Genomic DNA, 19,660 nt, shown 5'->3' with positions numbered 1-19,660 from the left:
TGAGAGGACTGTACATGCCTTATCAAACTTTAGGTCAGCTCTGTGAAACAATGAAAGCTGAACTCTTAGCGTTCACTGATGAACATCCTGAATTTATTAGAACAAAACATGCTCGAGGCGAAATAGTGCTGTCACAAGGTGCTAAACAGGATATTGGCTATTTTATCGAAAAGGGGAAGCTAGTTTCCTCAGCTATCAGCGAGGGTGGAGAGATAAGGCATAAGGAGTTTTATTTTCCAGGTGAGCTATGTATTTTGTATGCCGAATGGATAAGGGACTTACCCAGCCACTTTCAACTAGCTGTAATTGAAGATGCGATGTTAGTGCACGTTCCCTTGAGCCTATTCAAGCAGCAGACAACAACAGAGCTTAAATTAAAGTTGTTTCAGCAACAGTTATTGTTTAAAGAGGCAAAGGAAGCTTTTTTACTTTTAAACACGGTTGAAGAACGCTACCGATTTTTACTTGAGTATAGAACTGATTGGGTAATGAAGATTACTAATCAAGATTTGGCAAACTATCTAGGATGCACGGCACAAGGGTTATCAAGAATTAAAAATAGAATAAAGAAAATTAATTAATTTATTTTAATAATAAACCACTATTATAAATATAGGAATTATAGTGGTTTATTATAATCTAGGATTACTCGTTAACGGTTTTAGTATTTAATTTACTACTTTGCAGTGGGGTATATACATCTCTATACATTACTGAAGAACCAAAAAAGCTCCTGTAAGTGCCAAGTATCACCTTACCACCTTCACATGTGGCTTCTTCTTCAGTCAAATACCAAGGCGTATTTGAACGCTCCGAAGCTGAATAACTATAGAGTACACCATTAACGCTTGTTATCCCATTAGCTGCATAATAGCACTCACTTGAATAATAAGTAACTTCTTGGGCAGATACTACCGATGCTCCTAATACCATAGATAACGCAATGAGTGATTTCATTCTATTTTCCTTTAAAATGTTAACTTACGTTGATTTGAGAATTTATCATAGAAGAGTTTTTAAAATATGCCACCAGTAATTTATGAATTTTTTTATTTAAAAGTTGCAATTTTTATATTAGTTGTTATTTGAAGGATTTTTGTCGTAATTTGAAGTTGTCTTGCTAGAGATAAAAACAGCTAGAGCAAGACAATTTTGTCGGTGGTGGTAATCGTTAGTAGCCTTATAAGCTATATTCTCGCTCTACCTTAGCAATACGAGTTGTATAGCTTTGATACCATTTTTTGTTGCCGTTTTTTTGTGCCTCAATATGCTCAGCATTGGCTTTCCATGCTTTGATTGATTCTAGGTCGCGCCAATAAGAAACGGTGATCCCAACCTCTTCACGCGCAGATTCTAACCCTAAAAACCCGGGTTGTAGCTGTGCAAGCTCGACCATTCGCGAAGCGGTTTGCGCATAGCCTTCATCGTCTTTATTTTTAATATTGGTAAAAATTACAGCGTAATAGGGTGGTGGTGGAGTAGTTGCTATCATAAGTTGTGACGCAGTAAATTGCAGGTGTTAAGTTTATACCAATTAACCCCTGCTTAAATCAATCACGATAAATGGTGAATTGCTTATCAGAGCATCTCACCATGTAGCTATCGCTAGGGTTATTCAACCCCAAAAGGATTTTCTATGCTATGTGCAGGTTCAGTAAACCAACGTGGACCTTCGTCGGTCATATAGAAATGGTCTTCCAAGCGAATGCCAAATTCATCAGGAATAACCAGCATAGGTTCGTTTGAAAAACACATTCCGGCTGCAAGCGGTTCTGGGTTGTCTTTGACTAAATAAGGCCATTCGTGGATATCTAAGCCGATGCCATGCCCAGTGCGATGCGGGCAACCTGGTAGTTGATAATCAGGACCAAGCCCATTGCTGGCAATATATTCTCTCGCGGCCTTATCAACAGCGCCACAGGGCGCACCAATTTTGGCTGCATTAAATGCTGCAATTTGCGCTTGCTTCTCGATTTGCCAAACGGACTTTTGCTTTTCACTGGGGTCGCCAAAAACATAAGTACGGGTAATATCACTAAGGTAGCCGTGTAACTTACAGCCAGTGTCGACGAGAACCACATCGCCTTTTTTCAGCGTTTGTGGATTTTTTACACCATGTGGGAATGACGACGCCACACCAAATAGCACAATACAAAAATAATTGCCCGGCGCCCCCACTTTTTTGTGCGCTTCATTAATAAAGGCTTCAACTTCGGTTGTCGTGATCCCTTCATACAGCATAGATGCCGTTGCTTTATGTACGGCAAGTGTCATGTCCATTGCACGTTGAATAAGGGCAATTTCATTGGCCGATTTATGCATTCTACAATGCGCGGTTACTGCCTTTGCATTGATAAGCGAAAGCTCAGGTGCCGCGAGTCTGATCCCATCAGCAACAAAAAACGCAGTGCTTTCGTCAATGGCGAGTGTGCCTGTGCTATCAATATTGAGTGTGTTAAGTACGTTTGCGACGAGCTGGTAAGGAGATTCTTCTTCTTGCCAAGCATGAATAGGACCTTCAATCAGCCAATAATCCTTGATTGAGCCGATCTCGAAAAATGGGACGATAAACTGAACTTGTCCATTGGCGGGTAAAATAGCACCGACCAAACGCTCACTGGCGTACCACTGCAAACCAGTAAAGTATTTTAAATTTGTACCAGCATTTAAATAGAGTGCATCAATGTTGTTCTGCTGCATATATTGTTGAGCTTTCTCTATTCTTGCTAAATACTCGCTTTCGCCAATTGGCGCTACGCCTTTGGTCATATCTTCTAAGTTATCTAGCGCCTGTTGCGCGCTCTGGTATGCAATACCTTTCATTTTTGTGATCCTATATATCAATTTGACTTGATACTTGCTCAATTTGAAGGAGTAAATTTTACGCTAACTGCGTTAAAAATTTCTTATTTAGCGTAACTAAATCACAAAATTTTTGCCTTGCTATCGGTAAAATTTTCTTGCTTCAAATAGACCTCTTAATCAAGCAAATTGCTATTACTAATTAAATCGAGCAATACTAAAGGGAGTAAGATCGATGTCGTTGGGCTTGTTGTCAATAAGATCTGCGATACATTCACTTGAAATTGCGGCTTGGGTCAGTCCTAAATGCTGATGACCCAGTGCAAAATACAGGTTGTGATGATTTGGCGCTTGTCCGATGACAGGTAAATAATCTGGGAGTGAGGGACGGCAGCCAACCCAAAGCGCTTCACTATGTTGTGGCAGAGGTTGCCTTAATAGAATACTTGCGTGATGTAATAATACGCGAGCACGGCTGTAGTTGGGTTTACTCTCCAGTGCAGCAAATTCTACCGTTCCGGCCAGTCGCAAACCTGGTGACATGGGCGTCATGATAAACCCTCGCTCACTTGATGCGACAGGTCGTGTAAGCGTATTATTCACTGCCAACATGTTGTGATAACCGCGCTCGGCAATCATGGGCAGTGAGTAACCTAAAGACGCACAGAGCGTTTTACTTGCAGCACCCGTTGCCACAACGACTTTGTTAAAGGCCATCTTGTGGTTATTCGAGTTGAGTGTGTAGCCATGCTCTGTGTGGGTAATATTGTCGATCGAGCCTTGTTGGAATGCTCCCCCTAGCTCCATAAACTGCTCATATAACGTCAAACAGAGAGCGTAGGGATCTGTGCTATGCGCGACTTTATCAAAATACAGTGCCGAGGTAATGGTACTTGATAGGCTCGGCTCCATTTCTCGGGCTTGATCACCTGTAAGTAAGCTCACTGAGATGTCTTGTTCTGCATATTTTTTATAGCTTTGACGCGCAGAGCTTTCGTCATCTTCAAATACCAGTAAACTGCCGTTGCTAGATATAAGTGTATGATACTTATCACCAAGTAAACGCTGGTATGCGGGTAGTGCGCGTTCATTTAAACTTCTAAGTGCGATTGTACCTTTGTTGAAACAGCTACTTTTCATTTGCTTTAAGAATCGTAGAAACCAAGGAATATTTTTGAGCAAAGAGGTGGTCTCTATTCGCAAAGGCCCCACCGGATTGACTAACATGGCAGGCACTTTTGTTAGTAAAGCTGCATCAGCCATGGGGAATACCTGTTCTGTGGCAAAATGCCCAGCGTTACCCTTAGAGCATCCCTCCGCGGGCCGGTTTTTATCGAACAAGGTAACAGCGTGGCCTCGTTGAGCTAATTGCAGCGCGGTGGTGATCCCAATGATCCCTGCGCCGATCACTGCAATTTTATTATTACTTTCCACAATTCACCTCACCATCCTAAATTGTATTTCCACATAGACATCACTCAGGCCTCGTTTAAATACCAAAAAGAAAAAATTACCACTTATAAATCATAAGATTACAGACGTTTAGGCCAGTCATTTGAGTTGATGGCTAAAAAATCTCTCTTTTGAATATTGATTATTGTATACAATATACCTATGATGGCAAGCACAATAGCTAAACAACCTAATGAAAGGCGAGAACCATGAACGTAAATTGGCAGGGTGTATATCCAGCAGTAACCACTCAATTCCATGATGATGAAAGCATCAACTTTGATACTACCAAAGAGATGATAGATAACCTGATTAACGAAGGGGTTCATGGCATCATAGTATTAGGCACCGTCGGTGAAAACTGCTCACTCACGGCTGACGAGAAACGCCAAGTTTTAAAAGCCGCAACAGAAGTGGTAGGCGATAGAGTGCCACTACTTAGTGGTGTGGCTGAAACCACAACTGCACTGGCTGTCGAGTTTGCCAAGGATGCAGAAGCGCTCGGCATAGATGGACTAATGGTATTGCCGGGGATGGTCTACCGCTCAACCGAGCGCGAAGCGATTCATCATTACCAACAGGTAGCGCGAAGCACAGCATTACCTATTATGATATACAACAATCCGGTGACCTACGGTGTCGATGTGTCTATTGAGGGCATGAAAACCTTAGCTGAAGAGCCCAATATTATTTCTGTAAAAGAGGCGACGGAAGATACCCGCCGTATTAGTGAGCTGTTTAGCGCATTTGGCGATCGCTACGTGGTATTTGGTGGTGTTGATGATATCGCACTGGAAAGCCTAATGCTTGGCGCGACAGGTTGGATCTCGGGATTGACCAATGTATTCCCACGCGAGTCAGTGGCTATTTATAAGCTTGCTGAACAAGGTCGCTATGAGGAAGCGCGCGCGCTGTGGCGTTGGTTTTTACCTTTGCTACGCTTAGATACTATTCCGACACTGGTGCAGTGCATCAAATATGCAGAACATTTGGCTGGACGTGGTAGTGAAGTGACTCGTTCTCCAAGATTGCCACTCACCCAAGAACAAAAGGCTTACGTGAGTCGTTTGTACGATGAAGCGATGGCAAATCGAATTGACTTAAGCCAATATAACTTGGACTAAGCGTATGATTTTAGGCACCTACTATTGTATAGATGGTCATACTTGTGGCAATCCCGTGCGCTTGGTCACAAGCGGTCATCCAACGCTTTTGGGCGAGAGCATGAGTGAAAAGCGCCAACATTTTTTACGTGACTACGATTGGATAAGGCGCGCACTGATGTTTGAGCCCAGAGGCCATGACATGATGTCGGGTGCCTTTTTATATCCACCGACCACTGCTGATGGGGATGTGGCAATCCTATTTATCGAAACCTCTGGGTGCTTGCCTATGTGTGGGCATGGCACTATCGGGACAGTTACTTTTGGCCTTGAAAGCGGTCTTATTACTCCAAAGGAACAGGGTGTACTCAAGCTTGACACCCCTGCGGGGCGTGTGAATGCCTATTATGAGATGAAGGCTGGTAAAGTGACTTGGGTAAAGCTCTACAATGTGCCGGCATTTTTGGCGTACCAAGCGGTGCCTGTCCACGTTGATGGGCTAGGGGAGCTCATCGTTGATATTGCCTATGGCGGTAACTTTTACATTATTGTTGAGCCTCAAAGTCTATTTGCTGGTGTGGATCAAAGCTGTGCTGCCGAATTACTGGCGTGGAGCCCCAAAGTGCGCGCGGCAGTTAACGCACAAATAAACCCAATTCATCCTGAAGACTCCACCGTGTGTGGCGCCTCCCATGTGTTATGGACAGGCAAGCCACAACATCCAGATAGTCATGCGGCCAACGCGGTATTTTATGGCGATAAAGCGATTGATAGATCGCCTTGTGGCACAGGCACAAGTGCACGAATGGCACAGCTGTTTGCAAAAGGACAGCTAAAAGATGGCGATACGTTTGTTCACGAGAGCATCATAGGCAGCCAATTTATCGGTAAGGTCGAAGGCACAACTGAAGTGGCGGGAAAAGCCGCAATTCTGCCAAGTATTCAAGGTTGGGCACGTCAAACGGGGAGTAATTGTATCACTGTAGATGGCGAAGATCCGTATGCATTTGGTTTTCAGGTGCTCTAGGGCTTGTTGGCCTTTGCTGCAAAAACAAACTTGAAAGATCAACAGGCCCTAGCCATTAAGACTGAAAGAAAACAGGAGCTAACAATGAATTTATCAGGAAAGAGCTACATTAACGGTGCGTGGCAAGCCGCACAAACGGCAACAACGTTTTACGCGTTTTGCCCTGCAACCAATGAAGCGTTAACGCAACCATTTTTTAACGCTAGTGAAGCACAAGTAGAGGAAGCCGTTAATGCAGCAGAGCAGGCTTTTAAGGCTTATCGTAAAACGTCGATGACTGCTCGAGCAGAGTTTTTAGAGACCATAGCGCAAGAAGTTCTTGCCTTAGGTGACGAGCTAATAACTACCACAATGGCAGAAACTAACCTGCCAAGGCCAAGACTCGAGGGCGAGCGTGGCCGCACGGTAAACCAATTAAACGCATTTGCCGCAGCGCTGAGAGATAACCTAGCTGAGCTTTGCCTTGCAAAGGAAGAGCAAGCGGACCCAAATCGCACGCCGCTGCCTAAGCCAAAAACACAGCTTAAGCATATTCCTATTGGCGTTGTTGCGGTGTTTGGCGCGTCAAACTTCCCGTATGCCTTCTCTACGCTCGGGGGCGATACCGCAGCTGCGTTAGCCGCTGGCTGCCCTGTGGTATATAAAGGTCACCCAGCGCATCCAGCAACGTGTGAGCTAATGACTAAGGCCATCGCCACAGCAATAAGCAAGTGCGATATGCCAAGCGGGGTGTTTTCAATGCTGCAAGCGAAAGCATACGATGTCGCGCATTGGCTGGTTAAAGCCGAGCCTATCAAAGCGGTTGGATTTACAGGCTCCTTTGGCGTTGCAAAAGCATTGCAAGACACCATCGCGAAGCGCCATGAACCTATCCCGCTTTACGGTGAGCTTGGCAGCGTAAACCCGCAAATTGTCTTACCTGAAAAGGTACAGTCGCAAGGCGCAGAGCTTGGTGCACAATTTGTCCAGTCCTTACTTATGGGTAATGGTCAATTTTGTACTAGCCCCGGTATTTGGTTGGTGCCAAGCAATCATTCACAAACATTTATCGAGACGGCTAAGCAAAATATTAGCGCAGCACCTTCTGATACTTTATTGACTCCGGGTATTTTAAAAGCTTATCAAAACAGCACTGCGGTGCTAAAAGCACACCCTCAGGTAACGCTGTTGAGTTCCAGCGAACAAGCACAGCCGTTTCACGCAAGCGCCCACTTGTTCCTAACGGATAGTGAAAGCTTTGCAACCGATGCAACGCTTAAAGAAGAAGTATTTGGGCCAAGTGCTTTAGTGGTGAGCTATGACAACTTAGCGCAGCTTGAAGGCTTAATCGAAGATTTAGATGGACAGCTCACCGCCAGTATTCATGGCACTGAGTCTGACCTACATCAAGCCGAAGACATCATAGAGGCGTTACAATACCGCGTAGGTCGATTGATTTACGGGCAAATGCCAACGGGCGTTGAAGTGTGTGCCACTATGAACCATGGTGGGCCGTTTCCGTCATCAACCGATGTACGTTCAACATCGGTAGGGCTAGAAGCGCTCAAACGATTCGTAAGACCAATTTGTATACAAAGTTAAGCAAACCAAGCCCATAGTACTGCTATGGGCTTTTTTATTCAGACATAATTCGCACATCAAACTTATATACTCGACAAACATGCAATTTGAACTCAGATACGTTTATAATGAGTTCATAAAACAATAATTACTAAATACTATGGCGATTGTACATAAAACTCGAACTCAATTAGTTGCTGAAGCAATTCGTGAAAAAATCCTCACTGGCGAAATCAAAGCGGGCGAGCCGCTGAGGCAAGCCGCGCTGGCAGATGAGTTAAATGTAAGCCGTATTCCTGTTAGAGAAGCACTCCTGCAACTAGAAGCCGAAGGCTTAGTTAACTTTGAAGCGCACAAAGGTGCGACGGTCACGCGCTTAAGTGCTGAACAAATCGATGAAATATTTGATCTACGCGCATTGTTGGAAGCTGAGCTGTTACGTCACTCAATCGACCAGTTAACCGCACGCGATCTGCTAGAAGCCGAAGCCATTTTAGCCGAGCTTGAAGAAGCCACCGCCGCTGGAGATACCCAACTGGCAACTGGTAAGCTTAATGCCGAATTTCACAGCAAACTCTACAGCAAAGCACAGCGCCCACAAACCCGTGAGCTGGTGGATGTGTACAGTAAAAACTCGGAGCGCTACGTGCGCATGCACATCCTACTTGCCGGCGGCATAAAAACCGCACCAGAGGAGCACCGCCAACTATTAGAGCTATGCCGCGATAAAAATACCAGAGGGGCCTGTGACTTTTTGAGAAAACATATCACCGGCGCAAAGGATGATATTAAAGCGCTGCTGCTAAAGCTTGAAAGCGAGCAGTAGGTAAATTTGGTTGTATTGGCCCTAGTGGATTTCTGAATAATAGTCATATCTATTCTCATGGCTATTGTTCAGGACGCTGTGATTACATTTATATCTAATTAGAAGAACAAGTGCTTATTAACACCCGTACTAGAGACAGCTCCTTACCCAAACATAATCATATCTAACGCCCCCAACATTGATCCACATCATCCTCGCAAGACTAAAGTCTCATCAAAACTTGGCGGTTTTTTATCTATCTTTACTAAGTTCCAGCGAAACTGAGTAACTTATTATGACAACAACAACCTATCAACAGGCATATCAAACATTTACCCAAGACCCAGAAGCGTTTTGGCTTAAAGAAGCGGCACGGCTTGATTGGCATACGCCACCAAAAATCGGACATAACCAAGACCAAGAGGGACTGAGTCATTGGTTTAGTGATGGTTTGATGAATACCTGTTATTTGGCACTCGACTACCATGTACATCAAGGCCGAGGCGAGCAAACCGCGCTAATTTATGACTCGCCGGTGACCAGTACCAAACGCAAAATTAGCTATCGAGAGTTGCTCTCTCAAGTGAGCCATTTTGCGGCTGGCTTAAATCAGCTTGGTGTAAGTGTAGGGGATAGGGTGGTAATTTATATGCCCATGGTGCCTGAGGCTGTCGTTGCCATGCTTGCTTGTGCGCGCGTGGGGGCTATACATTCGGTTGTGTTTGGCGGCTTTGCACCTCATGAACTTGCGGTGAGAATAGATGATGCGAAACCAAAACTGGTGATCAGCGCTTCTTGCGGAATTGAAATAGGCCGCACAATTGAATACAAACCTATGTTGGATGAAGCGCTTTCGTTGGCAAAGCATCAAGTAGAGCATTGCATTGTGTTACAGCGTGAGGCATACCAAGCGCAGATTTCGTCGCCAAGAGACTTAGACTGGACGGTGGTGGCAAACACGCCAGAATTCTTTGATGCCGTGCCGTTACCAAGCACCCATCCGCTTTATATTTTGTATACCTCTGGCACCACAGGCACACCCAAAGGAGTAGTGCGAGAGCAGGGCGGTCACGCTGTGGCATTAAACTACAGTATGAAAACCGTTTACGGCATGGAGCCCGGTGAAGTGTTTTGGGCTGCATCCGACATTGGCTGGGTTGTGGGGCATTCTTATATTGTTTATGGCCCGCTGATTTATGGTTGCACCAGCGTATTATACGAAGGAAAACCGATTAAAACTCCAGATGCAGGGGCGTTTTGGCGAGTGGTCGAAGAATACCAAGTGGTTGCACTTTTTAGTGCACCTACGGCATTTCGTGCCATAAAAAAAGAAGATCCGAGCGCAGCCCTCTTGGCTAACTACAACACCAGCAGTCTAAAAGCACTATTTTTAGCTGGTGAACGACTCGACCCTGCTACCTACGACTGGCTACAGTCCACCACAAAGCTGCCGGTAATCGACCACTGGTGGCAAACGGAAACGGGTTGGGCAATTGCGTGTAACCCAGTTGGGATCGAATTAATGCCTACAAAGGCGGGCAGTGCCACAGTTCCTACACCGGGCTATCAAGTTGAGATCCTTGATGTGAACGGCAGTCCATGTGAAGTCAATCAACAAGGTGTTGTTGCGGTTAAATTGCCACTTCCCCCTGGTTGTTTAACCACCATTTGGAATAATACAGCACGCTTTAAAGGCAGTTACTTATCACAGTACCCCGGTTATTATCTTTCTGGCGACGGTGGGTATTTTGATGAAGACGGCTACCTGTTTATTATGGGCCGCACCGATGACGTAATAAACGTAGCCGGGCATAGACTGTCAACCGGTGAAATGGAAGAGATCGTTGCAGGCCACAATGCAATTGCAGAATGCGCTGTATTTGCCGGTAAAGACGAGCTAAAAGGCCAAGTGCCTATTGCCATGGTGGTACTGAAAGATGGCGTAAACACCACTGAAACGGCCATTGCCGAGGAAATAAGAAGCCTGATCCGCGAAAAAATCGGCGCGATTGCCTGTCTTAAAACCATTAAAGTGGTTGAGCGTTTACCCAAAACCCGTTCAGGTAAAATTCTTAGAAAGAACCTACGCCAGCTGGTAGACGGAGAAGACATTGTCGTGCCATCTACCATTGACGACCCCGCCATTATAGAAGAGTTAAAGCAATTGTGGGATGTGAGCCAGCACCAATAGTTTTTGTGTTAGCAGGTTACCCTTAACGCTAAAGGCGCATCAACATTAGTTAGGAGCGGGTTCACCCTGGGATTTTTTGGAGTGCTGCTCCTTCTAAAATCTGATGTCGCTAAATCATGATCTACCAGTTTTAGTCGCGATCTAGCGGTGCTGCTGAGCTATTAGAGTAACTTGTGTTAAGCGTGCAGCAATATTAGGTGGGAGCGGGTTCACCCCGCGATCTTTTAATTGTGGTTCCCACTAAAATTTGATGTTGCGGTAAGTCACGAACAGCAAGTTTTAGTTACGTTCAGCTATTGTCCGCAAACTGTCCGGTGTCCGTCCAATCCCCTTGAATAAAGCCGTTAAATCTCATAAATATCATATAAAACAACAGTATAAATTCTGGCACGCTACTTGTTATTAGTTATTCATGATAATCGCGGACACCCACTTGTCCGCAAGGAGGTAGCATGATTAAAGATACAAGTGCGCAAGACAAACAAATCGCAAAAAAGCGAACCATAAAAAAGCCGGTGATTGCGTTGTTGGCCGTTGGCATCACCTTAGCTGGATTAACCAGTACTTGGCCAAGCATTAACACGATTCTGTCAGCAGAGCAGACCGTATCGCGCGAGCAAGTACGTCTCGCCACAGTAGTGAGAGGAGATATCAGCGAAGATATTCGCGTTGAAGGGCGTACGCTCGCTGCCAATAATCCAGACTTATACGCCATCGCATCGGGCACAGTAACACTCAATGTTAAACCCGGTGATGCCATCAAAGCGGGGCAAGCGTTGCTTAATATCGACAGTCCAGAGCTAACCAACCGTTTACTACAAGAAGAGGCGACATTTGAACGTTTACAAACGGAAGTTGAGCGCCAAAGGATCTCGATTAAACAGCAGCTACTCGATACCGAACAACGCATGGAAATGGCGAAAGTAGACTTAGAAGCGGCAGAGCGGGAAATGGCACGCTCAAAACAAAGCATCGAAAAGCAAATTATCTCAAAACTAGAGCTTGAACAGTCAATGGTTGAACTTAAGCGCGCGCAGCTACAAGAGCGTCACGCCATCGATTCGCTAAAGCTTGAGCAAGAGCGACTTGCGTTTGAGCTAAAAAGTAGCGAGTTGAGCTTAACCAGGCAACAGCATATTTTAGAAGAAGTGCAGCGTCAGGTAGCGGCACTTAACATTATATCGCCGTTGTCGGGTATTGTTGGTACGGTGCATGTCCAGCAAAAGCAGTTTGTACAGCGAGATGCGGCGCTAATATCCTTGGTTGACCTTTCAGAGCTTGAGGTTGAAGCGCAAATACCAGAAACTTACGCCGACAATTTGGGGGTCGGCATGGCCGCTGAAGTATTTATCAATCAATACCAATATCATGCAAAACTGGTCGCTATTTCCCCTGAAATTGAAGCCGGCCGCGTAAGTGCGCGAGTACGTTTTGATGAACAACCAAGTGGTCTTCGCCAAAACCAAAAGGTATCTACAAGAATTATCCTGTCACAAAAGCAAGACGTGCTCAAAGTAAGACGTGGTGCATTTGTTGAAACCGGCGCTGGGCGTTTTACCTATGCGGTTGTCGGTGAGCAGGCTGATCAAACACCCATTCAGCTCGGTGTAAAAAGTATTTCTGAAGTTGAGATTATCGAGGGCCTGAATGAAGGACAAGAAATCGTGATCTCAAGTTTAGATCCGTTCAATAACAAAGCGCGAGTGTTACTCGGGAAGTAGCTTCATCTTGCGTACCGAATAAGAATGAGAAGGAATAGACAATGTTAAAAATGAATGAAGTAAGCAAAATTTATCGCACAGATCTGATTGAGACCCATGCACTCAGCAATGTCAATCTAACCATTGAAGAAGGGGAGTTTATTGCGGTCACAGGCCCGTCAGGATCAGGCAAAACGACCTTTTTGAACATTGCCGGTTTGTTAGAGCGTTTTGAGCGCGGTGACTATTTTCTAGATGGTGAAAACGTTGCCAATCTTAACGATAAAAAGCTATCACAACTACGAAACGAGAAAATTGGCTTTATCTTCCAAGGCTTTAATCTTATCAGCGACTTATCTTTATATGACAACGTTGAAGTCCCCCTTATTTTTAGGGGAATAAAAGCCTGTGAGCGTAAAAAGCGCATTGAAGAAGCGCTTGAACTCGTGGGGCTTGCAAGTCGAATGAAGCACTATCCGGCACAGTTGAGTGGTGGGCAGCAGCAGCGTGTGGCTATTGCCAGAGCACTGGCGGGGAAACCGCGCTTCCTTTTAGCGGATGAACCAACGGGTAATTTAGACAGCTTAATGGCAAGGCAAGTGATGGATTTATTACAAGAAGTGAATCAGGCGGGCACCACATTGATTATGGTAACCCATGACAATGAGCTGGCTCGAAGAGCGGGTCGTAATATCCAAATTCTTGATGGTGAGTTAACCGACATCACTAAATCTCAGTTAACCGAATTGGCAGTGTAGGAGCAAGCAATGAAAGAGCTAATACTGTTAGCTTGGCAGGGATTAAAGCAAAAACCCAAGCTAAGTGCACTGATGGTGATCAACCTTGCAGTTGGGATCACGTTAATGTTGACGATGTCAGCCATTGTAAAACAAAGCAGCAGTGAGGTGATTGGTCATAAGGGTGATTACTTGTACACCGCGGGCATGAATTTTTTTGATGGCGACCAAGACGTTGTCGATTTTAACCAATTTCCTCGCTGGACATATCAAGATGCAGAGGCGCTTAAGCAAGCAGATATACCATACGAGCATCTATCATTTAACTACACCACGGAGTTTATTGTAGGGCTGGCGGATAACTCAGTTAGGCCTATTAGTGTAGAAGCTTCTGCTGCAGATAGAGAGATGTTTAGTGTACTAGATGCACCGTTTATTCACGGAGCTTCTTGGAGTGAACAAAGCCAGCAAAGTGGTGAAGCGGTCGCTGTGATCAGTAAAAATGCTAATGATCATTTATTTGGCGGCGCGAATTCTGTCGGGCAGTTTATTCAAGTTCAAGGCGAACAAATACAAGTCGTGGGCGTGGTTGATTTAAGCAATTATAAACGTCGTTTCCAAGATTTGAGCTTTAGTAATAATTACAATCACGATGCTTTTATCCCGCTAAATTATGCCTATGCGCAAAACTTTCCACGAACAGGGCAAGTATCGTGTAGAACCGACGATTTATACACCGAAACTAACCCGCGTAGCGGCAATATCGACATGCTGAAAAGTGCTGAATGTGGTTATTTGACGGTTTGGTTCCAATACCAAAATGATATGGGAACAGCACACCTCGCGGAATTAAAAACGTGGTTGAATAGCTATATTGCAAATCAGCAAGCGGTCGGTCGCTTTCAACATAAAAATCTTACCGACTTTTATAGCATGGGCGAGCTCTATATTTTGATCCAGCGTTTTATGGCATGGGAAGCCATTTACCTGACGTTTGCGTATTTACTATTTGGCATTTGTTTAGTTAATACCGTTGGCATTCTGCTCGCAAAATTCCAAGCTAATCGCAAGCTTATTTCCCTCTATCGAGCGCTCGGCGCAAACCGTGGGGTCATAATGCAAATTCACTTTTTAGAGATTTTGATGCTCACAGTTGCCTCTGTCATGCTTGGTTTTGTACTAGCATTTGCAGGACTCGAGTTGATGTTCCATTTGCGTATGTATCAGACGGATTATATGGCGTTTGCCGAGCAAGTTCGTCAAATCTATCAGTTCGATGGTGAGCTGGCACTTTGGACGACGACAGGTATTTTCTTGGCGGTTGGGATATCTGGATTATATCCGGTGTATCGTAGTAGCCGTGTATCACCAGCTACAGAGTTAAGGGGGTAAGTATGGCGATTAAACATATTTTGAAACTGATCTTAAAGCAAAAAAGTATTGCACTGTTAATTATTCTACAAATCGCGATCACCGTGATGATTGTCAGCAATACCGCGTTTATTAGCTATGCAACGCTGCAAAACTGGCTAATTCCTTCAAAGTTGGAAGAGCAACAAATTCTCAATGTAACGACGAGAGTATTTGATACCTCGGTAGACGTGCAGTCACTTATTGAAAAGGATATTCAAGCGATTGAAAATGTTCCGGGGGTCGTCGCCGCATCTTATGCTGGTAGAGAGCTGGTATTAAACAGCTTAGGCCCTGGATGGACCATTTTTAAAGATACCCAACCAGAAACAGACTACAGCGTGTTCGGCTACTTTGGCTTAGATGAAAAAGGGGTGGATGTGCTTGGGCTGGAGCTCGTTGAGGGGCGTAGATTTTATGCCAGCGAATTTATCAAAGGTGATGAGGCAACAAAAAATGCAGGCGTTATTATGATTAGTGACGACCTTGCCACATCCTTATTTGGTGATGATTCTGCCCTTGGACAGACGGTGTATATTTCAAGACAACGCATTCCACATCAAGTAGTTGGTGTTTATAAAGGTAAAATGCTTGGAGAAGGGGCAACATACAATCAACAACCCTACAATTCGGGGGTTGTACCTGAAGTCATTTGGGGTAACCGTCAACGGGCCAATTATTTAGTCAGAGTTGAAAAAGGCGTGTCTGAGCGAGTGCTAGAAGAAGTTGAAACGGCACTTTATCACACCAACGGACGAATGGTTGAGCGAGTAGAGTTTGTTGCCAGAGCAAAAAAACGTTTGTGGGATGGCCGTAGCACCTTTGCACTCACCATGGCAGGTATAAGCATCATAGCATGCGTGGTCACCGCGCTTGGTATTATCGCACTTGTCAGCTTTTCTGTTAGCCTAAGAAAGAAAGATCATGGTGTCCTTCGTGCGTTAGGTGCATCTAAAGGTAAAGTGATGTGGTCTTTAATTAAAGAAAATACAATTTTAGTCTTTATCGGTTTAGTGCTAGGCTTTGGTCTCTCGATTTTGCTTTACTATTTTTTGATGAATAATGTTCGCGTGCAAAGTGTGGTAGAGATCCCGTTATTGGTTGGGGTAGCTATTTTTACTTGGCTTGTGAGTACATTGGCGGTGTACCTGCCTGCCAAAGAAGCTGCGAAAGTGTCCCCGGCGCAAGTAACGAAATCCAGTTAAGAATAAAAACAACAAAGCCCCGAAAGGGGCTAAATCTACAAATTAGGATAAAAAGCGTTCATGAGTGTATTGGTAATTGACGATAATCCGGATGTAATTCAAGCCATTAAAGTCCTTTTGTTGCTCAATGATATTCCGTGTGAAGGTGTTACCTCTCCGCAGCTGGGCCTAGAGAAGGTTCGTAGCAAACAGTTCGACTTAGTTATTCAAGATATGAACTTTACCCGAGACACCACCAGCGGTGCGGAAGGTAAAGCCCTGTATAAAGCCATTCGAGATTTAGAGCCTGATTTGCCAATCATTTTATTGACGGCTTGGACAAACCTTGAAATGGCGGTAGAGCTAATAAAAGATGGTGCGGCAGACTACTTAGCCAAACCTTGGAAAGACCATAAACTCGTCACCTCAGTGAAAAATTTGCTCGAAATGCGTGAATTGCAAGAGCAGGTGAGTAGTGCTGCTAATCAGCGCAATGTCAGATTACAAAAGCTAAAAGCGCAATACGACCTGTGTGGTGTGGTGGTTGCCGATCCGGCCATGTTGAGTTTACTTGAAATGGCGACTCAGGTTGCGCACTCCGATGCGCCAATTCTGATCACAGGACCAAACGGCGCAGGCAAAGAGAAAATTGCAGAAATCGTGCAAGCCAATAGCAGCTATAAACATAAACCCTTTATTAAAGTGAATGCGGGGGCCATTCCAGCGGACCTAATTGAGGCCGAGTTATTTGGGGTGGAAAGTGGTGCTTATACAGGCGCACAAAAATCGAGGGCTGGGCGCTTTGAAGCCGCCGATGGTGGCACCTTGTTTTTGGATGAAATCGGTAACTTGTCTTTGGCAGGGCAACAAAAGTTACTGAGGGTTTTACAAAGCGGTGAGTTTGAGCGCGTTGGCAGCACGGTGACAAAAAAGGTCAACGTAAGGGTAATAAGTGCCACCAACAGTAATTTACCAGAGGCCATTCGCGCAGGTAGTTTTAGAGAAGACTTGTATTATCGGATCAATATGATTGAGCTTAAACTGCCGCCATTGTCTGAACGAAAAGAAGATATTACGGTGTTGGTGGAGCATTTTTTACCGAGCAATAAAACGATAAGCAACGCGGCAATGAAGCAGTTAAAGCATCATACTTGGCCTGGAAACGTCAGGGAGCTTGAAAACACCATAGGTCGTGCTGTGCTATTGAGTCCCGGGCAAGAAATTGAATGTGAGCATTTAGCAATTCAAACACCACAACATGAAGAGCCGCTTGAATATACACAAGCAGATATCGAAGCCGCATTAGACAGCGCTGATGGCGTAGTCAGTAAAGCCGCAAGAAAGCTAGGGTTAAGTCGGCAAGCACTATACCGGAGAATGGAGAAGTTTGGCTTAAAATGATGGTGTCTCTTCAAGCAGTGGTGTCTGCATGCCTATTTGTATCACTATTAGTGTTTGCGGCTATTCTATGGCTGGCAGCTTTATTTGCAATACCATTTACTCTGGCAATTCCACTGGGGCTACTTGTTGCGGCGGTAGTAGGCGTTATCGGTATCAGTTACTTTTTCTCTCGCCAACAACGGATCATAGATTGCTTAACGGACGGGATCCGCAGTTTTAAAGATCAAGACTTTTCAGTTCAAATTACGCATTTTGAAAGCATAGAAATGTCTGATCTAATTTTGGAATATAATCGTTTATCGACAACACTAAAAAAGCAGCGCCACGCTACTAGCCAAAGGGAGTTACTACTCGATACCATTTTGCAGGTGTCGCCGGTGTCGATTATATTACTCAATCAGTTTGATCAGGTTGTATATGCCAACGACAAAGCTGGGAAATTACTCAATAACAAAAAATCTTTAAGTGGCCTTGTACTTCATCATGCCATCGCGAATGCAGATCCTAAGCTGCAAACTATTTTGCTACAAAAAGAATCCGGGTTTGTGACCTTTCAAGCCAATGATGAAAAGCAGAGCTATTACTTTTCAAGGCAGAGTATCACACTCAACCACCAGCCACATGTATTGTTAATGTGTCAAAACCTATCTAGCGAAATGAGCCGCCAAGAGGTAGGGCTTTGGAAAAATGCGATCCGTCTTATCAGTCATGAACTCAATAATTCATTAGCGCCCATTTCTTCGTTGACCAACTCGGCAAATACGATTGTTGAGCGCAGTGGTAAAGAACAAAACCATGCCCTGATCCAACTGCTTCCCGATATGTTGGCAACCATTAATCGCCGTACCGAGAACTTGAGTGAGTTTGTTGCTAAATATAGCGAGTTTGCAAGATTGCCAGCCCCTAATATTACCGAGCAAGCGCTGCAGCCTATTCTCGATACCGTTAATAAACTTTACGCTTTTACTTTGCTCGCGCCGCTCCCAGTTGAGCGTGCTTTTTTTGACTCGGTACAGGTAGAGCAGGTACTCATAAACCTAATAAAGAATGCACACGAGTCAGGCTCAGAGGTAGGCGAAATAGGCGTAAAGCTGCTGGTTGACTACCAACGACTAATCGTTGTAGTTGTTGACAGAGGCGCAGGGATGGAAGAAGAAAAGCTAGCAAACGCAGTACTGCCGTTTTTTTCCACAAAACCCAGTGGCACAGGCATAGGATTGAGTATTTGTAATGAAGTTGCTATTGCCCACGGTGGACAACTTAAGCTATTTAATCGCGAAAAGGGCGGACTAATGGTGCAGTTTGATCTGCCTCTCGTTGCACCTAAAGCATAGCGTTGTCATTGCACCAACCCATATCGGGTGGGAGCGGATTCACTCCGCGATATTTGGGTTTTAATGGCGTATCTTAAGCAGCGAAAATCTCTTTGTCGTGATAAATCACAATCTACCAGTCAGCTGCGCTGCTAAAGCAAATATTGTCCTAAAAGCTCAATTTCTGGTAGGAGCGGGTTCACCCCGCGATCTTTTTGGTTTTAATGCCGTATTTCAGGCGGCGGAAATCTCTTTGTCGTGATAAATCACGACCTACAAATAATAAGCTTCACAGGTTTATTCTATTGACTTCACTTTTTACTAAACGTATGTAGGGTGGGAGCGGGTTCACCCCGCGATCTTTGGGTTTTAATGCCGTATCTTAGGCGGCAGAAATCCTTTGGTCAGATAAATCACGACCTACAAATAAAACCGGTTGAGCGCATATCTATCGACAGGCAAAGGCAGAACAGCGATACTCAAGCAAGTTGACAATATAGGGAAATGAATTTGAACGCGCAAACTCAAACGACCAACCATTTTTTACTCTTCGCGGGTGTGTCTACAGTCATTGCAGCAGTGGCGCACATTGGCTGCATCATCTTTGGTGCACCTTGGTATCGATTTTTTGGTGCTGGTGAGGAAATGGCTACTATGGCCGAGCAAGGGTTTATTTATCCTCACCTTATCACTGCCGTTATCGCTACGATTTTACTGCTCTGGTCATGCTACGCGTTTTCAGGGGCGAAACGGATCCGACAATTACCTATGCTTAAAATCGCCCTGTGTGTAATAAGTGCAATCTTTTTAATAAGGGGAATTGGCTTTGTTTTTATCATGCCAACGATCCCAGATAACAGCATGACGTTTTGGCTGGTGAGTTCCTCAATTTGTTTGGTAATAGGAGGGGCTTACGCGCTTGGAACCAAAAAGGCATGGTCACAAATCTAGCAGCTTTAAAAGCTAGCACTTCAG

The 19,660-nt window shown here is 44.7% G+C and carries 17 protein-coding genes; 13 read left to right on the top strand and 4 right to left on the bottom strand.

The features are described 5' to 3' along the window. The first annotated feature begins 14 nt into the window (after nt 1-14). Nucleotides 15-581: a Crp/Fnr family transcriptional regulator gene (locus NO992_RS05235; protein ID WP_371374958.1), complete on the top strand. Its 567-nt coding sequence runs from the start codon at nt 15-17 to the stop codon at nt 579-581. A gap of 64 nt (nt 582-645) precedes the next feature. Here the strand turns inward: NO992_RS05235 and NO992_RS05230 are convergent, their stop codons facing one another. The 4 genes from NO992_RS05230 to NO992_RS05215 all read right to left on the bottom strand — a co-directional run bounded on the left by NO992_RS05230 (nt 646) and on the right by NO992_RS05215 (nt 4,236). Beyond that, on the bottom strand, nt 646-957 hold the full coding sequence (locus NO992_RS05230) for a hypothetical protein (RefSeq protein ID WP_010371443.1): 312 nt from the start codon (nt 955-957) through the stop codon (nt 646-648). A gap of 223 nt (nt 958-1,180) precedes the next feature. Next, entirely contained in the window at nt 1,181-1,492 is a 312-nt protein-coding gene (locus NO992_RS05225; RefSeq protein WP_010371442.1) for an antibiotic biosynthesis monooxygenase, read from the bottom strand. Between the two features lie 119 nt (nt 1,493-1,611). Next, complete coding sequence (locus tag NO992_RS05220) at nt 1,612-2,823, bottom strand: Xaa-Pro peptidase family protein (protein WP_010371441.1); 1,212 nt, start codon at nt 2,821-2,823, stop codon at nt 1,612-1,614. Nucleotides 2,824-3,000: 177 nt separating this feature from the next. Continuing rightward, complete coding sequence (locus NO992_RS05215; RefSeq protein WP_371374954.1) at nt 3,001-4,236, bottom strand: NAD(P)/FAD-dependent oxidoreductase; 1,236 nt, start codon at nt 4,234-4,236, stop codon at nt 3,001-3,003. A 227-nt stretch (nt 4,237-4,463) separates the two neighbouring features. Here NO992_RS05215 and NO992_RS05210 point away from each other — a divergent pair, with 227 nt between their 5' ends. The 12 genes from NO992_RS05210 (at nt 4,464) to NO992_RS05155 (ending at nt 19,636) form a co-directional block, all read left to right on the top strand. Continuing rightward, a complete protein-coding gene (locus NO992_RS05210; RefSeq protein WP_371374952.1) occupies nt 4,464-5,378 on the top strand; it encodes a dihydrodipicolinate synthase family protein in 915 nt (304 codons plus the stop codon). 4 nt (nt 5,379-5,382) lie between these two features. Next, nucleotides 5,383-6,384, top strand: coding sequence for a 4-hydroxyproline epimerase (locus NO992_RS05205; RefSeq protein WP_371374949.1), 1,002 nt, complete (start codon nt 5,383-5,385; stop codon nt 6,382-6,384). A gap of 84 nt (nt 6,385-6,468) precedes the next feature. After that, entirely contained in the window at nt 6,469-7,965 is a 1,497-nt protein-coding gene (locus NO992_RS05200; protein ID WP_371374947.1) for an aldehyde dehydrogenase (NADP(+)), read from the top strand. A 139-nt stretch (nt 7,966-8,104) separates the two neighbouring features. Beyond that, nucleotides 8,105-8,770, top strand: a complete 666-nt coding sequence (locus tag NO992_RS05195) for a GntR family transcriptional regulator (RefSeq protein WP_371374943.1) — start codon at nt 8,105-8,107, stop codon at nt 8,768-8,770. 274 nt (nt 8,771-9,044) lie between these two features. After that, nucleotides 9,045-10,940, top strand: a complete 1,896-nt coding sequence (locus NO992_RS05190; RefSeq protein WP_371374940.1) for a propionyl-CoA synthetase — start codon at nt 9,045-9,047, stop codon at nt 10,938-10,940. A 452-nt stretch (nt 10,941-11,392) separates the two neighbouring features. Further along, nucleotides 11,393-12,661, top strand: a complete 1,269-nt coding sequence (locus NO992_RS05185; protein ID WP_371374937.1) for an efflux RND transporter periplasmic adaptor subunit — start codon at nt 11,393-11,395, stop codon at nt 12,659-12,661. 41 nt (nt 12,662-12,702) lie between these two features. Then, nucleotides 12,703-13,398, top strand: coding sequence for an ABC transporter ATP-binding protein (locus NO992_RS05180; protein ID WP_371374934.1), 696 nt, complete (start codon nt 12,703-12,705; stop codon nt 13,396-13,398). A 9-nt stretch (nt 13,399-13,407) separates the two neighbouring features. Beyond that, nucleotides 13,408-14,769, top strand: a complete 1,362-nt coding sequence (locus NO992_RS05175; RefSeq protein WP_371374931.1) for an ABC transporter permease — start codon at nt 13,408-13,410, stop codon at nt 14,767-14,769. Nucleotides 14,770-14,771: 2 nt separating this feature from the next. Then, nucleotides 14,772-15,992 (top strand): ABC transporter permease, encoded by a 1,221-nt coding sequence (locus NO992_RS05170; RefSeq protein ID WP_017217287.1) that lies wholly within the window; start codon nt 14,772-14,774, stop codon nt 15,990-15,992. A gap of 60 nt (nt 15,993-16,052) precedes the next feature. Next, entirely contained in the window at nt 16,053-17,372 is a 1,320-nt protein-coding gene (locus NO992_RS05165) for a sigma-54-dependent transcriptional regulator (RefSeq protein WP_371374928.1), read from the top strand. Beyond that, nucleotides 17,369-18,706, top strand: a complete 1,338-nt coding sequence (locus NO992_RS05160) for a PAS domain-containing sensor histidine kinase (protein WP_371374925.1) — start codon at nt 17,369-17,371, stop codon at nt 18,704-18,706. Before NO992_RS05165 ends, NO992_RS05160 begins: the two co-directional genes overlap by 4 nt. 483 nt (nt 18,707-19,189) lie before the next feature. Beyond that, on the top strand, nt 19,190-19,636 hold the full coding sequence (locus NO992_RS05155; protein ID WP_371374923.1) for a hypothetical protein: 447 nt from the start codon (nt 19,190-19,192) through the stop codon (nt 19,634-19,636). Nucleotides 19,637-19,660 lie beyond the last annotated feature (24 nt).

The sequence above is a fragment of the Pseudoalteromonas sp. DY56-GL79 genome (assembly GCF_041414765.1).
Taxonomy (GTDB): Bacteria; Pseudomonadota; Gammaproteobacteria; order Enterobacterales; family Alteromonadaceae; genus Pseudoalteromonas; species Pseudoalteromonas piscicida.
The sequence above is the reverse complement of the archived record's forward strand: the minus strand, read 5'-3'. Positions and strand labels throughout refer to the sequence as shown.

What these genes read in the sequence shown, in the direction of transcription:
- NO992_RS05235 (WP_371374958.1), top strand. Translation starts at nt 15, where the DNA reads ATGCCTTATCAAACTTTAGGTCAGCTCTGTGAAACAATGAAAGCTGAA.
- NO992_RS05230 (WP_010371443.1), bottom strand. Translation starts at nt 957, where the DNA reads ATGAAATCACTCATTGCGTTATCTATGGTATTAGGAGCATCGGTAGTA.
- NO992_RS05225 (WP_010371442.1), bottom strand. Translation starts at nt 1,492, where the DNA reads ATGATAGCAACTACTCCACCACCACCCTATTACGCTGTAATTTTTACC.
- NO992_RS05220 (WP_010371441.1), bottom strand. Translation starts at nt 2,823, where the DNA reads ATGAAAGGTATTGCATACCAGAGCGCGCAACAGGCGCTAGATAACTTA.
- NO992_RS05210 (WP_371374952.1), top strand. Translation starts at nt 4,464, where the DNA reads ATGAACGTAAATTGGCAGGGTGTATATCCAGCAGTAACCACTCAATTC.
- NO992_RS05205 (WP_371374949.1), top strand. Translation starts at nt 5,383, where the DNA reads ATGATTTTAGGCACCTACTATTGTATAGATGGTCATACTTGTGGCAAT.
- NO992_RS05200 (WP_371374947.1), top strand. Translation starts at nt 6,469, where the DNA reads ATGAATTTATCAGGAAAGAGCTACATTAACGGTGCGTGGCAAGCCGCA.
- NO992_RS05195 (WP_371374943.1), top strand. Translation starts at nt 8,105, where the DNA reads ATGGCGATTGTACATAAAACTCGAACTCAATTAGTTGCTGAAGCAATT.
- NO992_RS05190 (WP_371374940.1), top strand. Translation starts at nt 9,045, where the DNA reads ATGACAACAACAACCTATCAACAGGCATATCAAACATTTACCCAAGAC.
- NO992_RS05185 (WP_371374937.1), top strand. Translation starts at nt 11,393, where the DNA reads ATGATTAAAGATACAAGTGCGCAAGACAAACAAATCGCAAAAAAGCGA.
- NO992_RS05180 (WP_371374934.1), top strand. Translation starts at nt 12,703, where the DNA reads ATGTTAAAAATGAATGAAGTAAGCAAAATTTATCGCACAGATCTGATT.
- NO992_RS05175 (WP_371374931.1), top strand. Translation starts at nt 13,408, where the DNA reads ATGAAAGAGCTAATACTGTTAGCTTGGCAGGGATTAAAGCAAAAACCC.
- NO992_RS05170 (WP_017217287.1), top strand. Translation starts at nt 14,772, where the DNA reads ATGGCGATTAAACATATTTTGAAACTGATCTTAAAGCAAAAAAGTATT.
- NO992_RS05165 (WP_371374928.1), top strand. Translation starts at nt 16,053, where the DNA reads ATGAGTGTATTGGTAATTGACGATAATCCGGATGTAATTCAAGCCATT.
- NO992_RS05160 (WP_371374925.1), top strand. Translation starts at nt 17,369, where the DNA reads ATGATGGTGTCTCTTCAAGCAGTGGTGTCTGCATGCCTATTTGTATCA.
- NO992_RS05155 (WP_371374923.1), top strand. Translation starts at nt 19,190, where the DNA reads ATGAATTTGAACGCGCAAACTCAAACGACCAACCATTTTTTACTCTTC.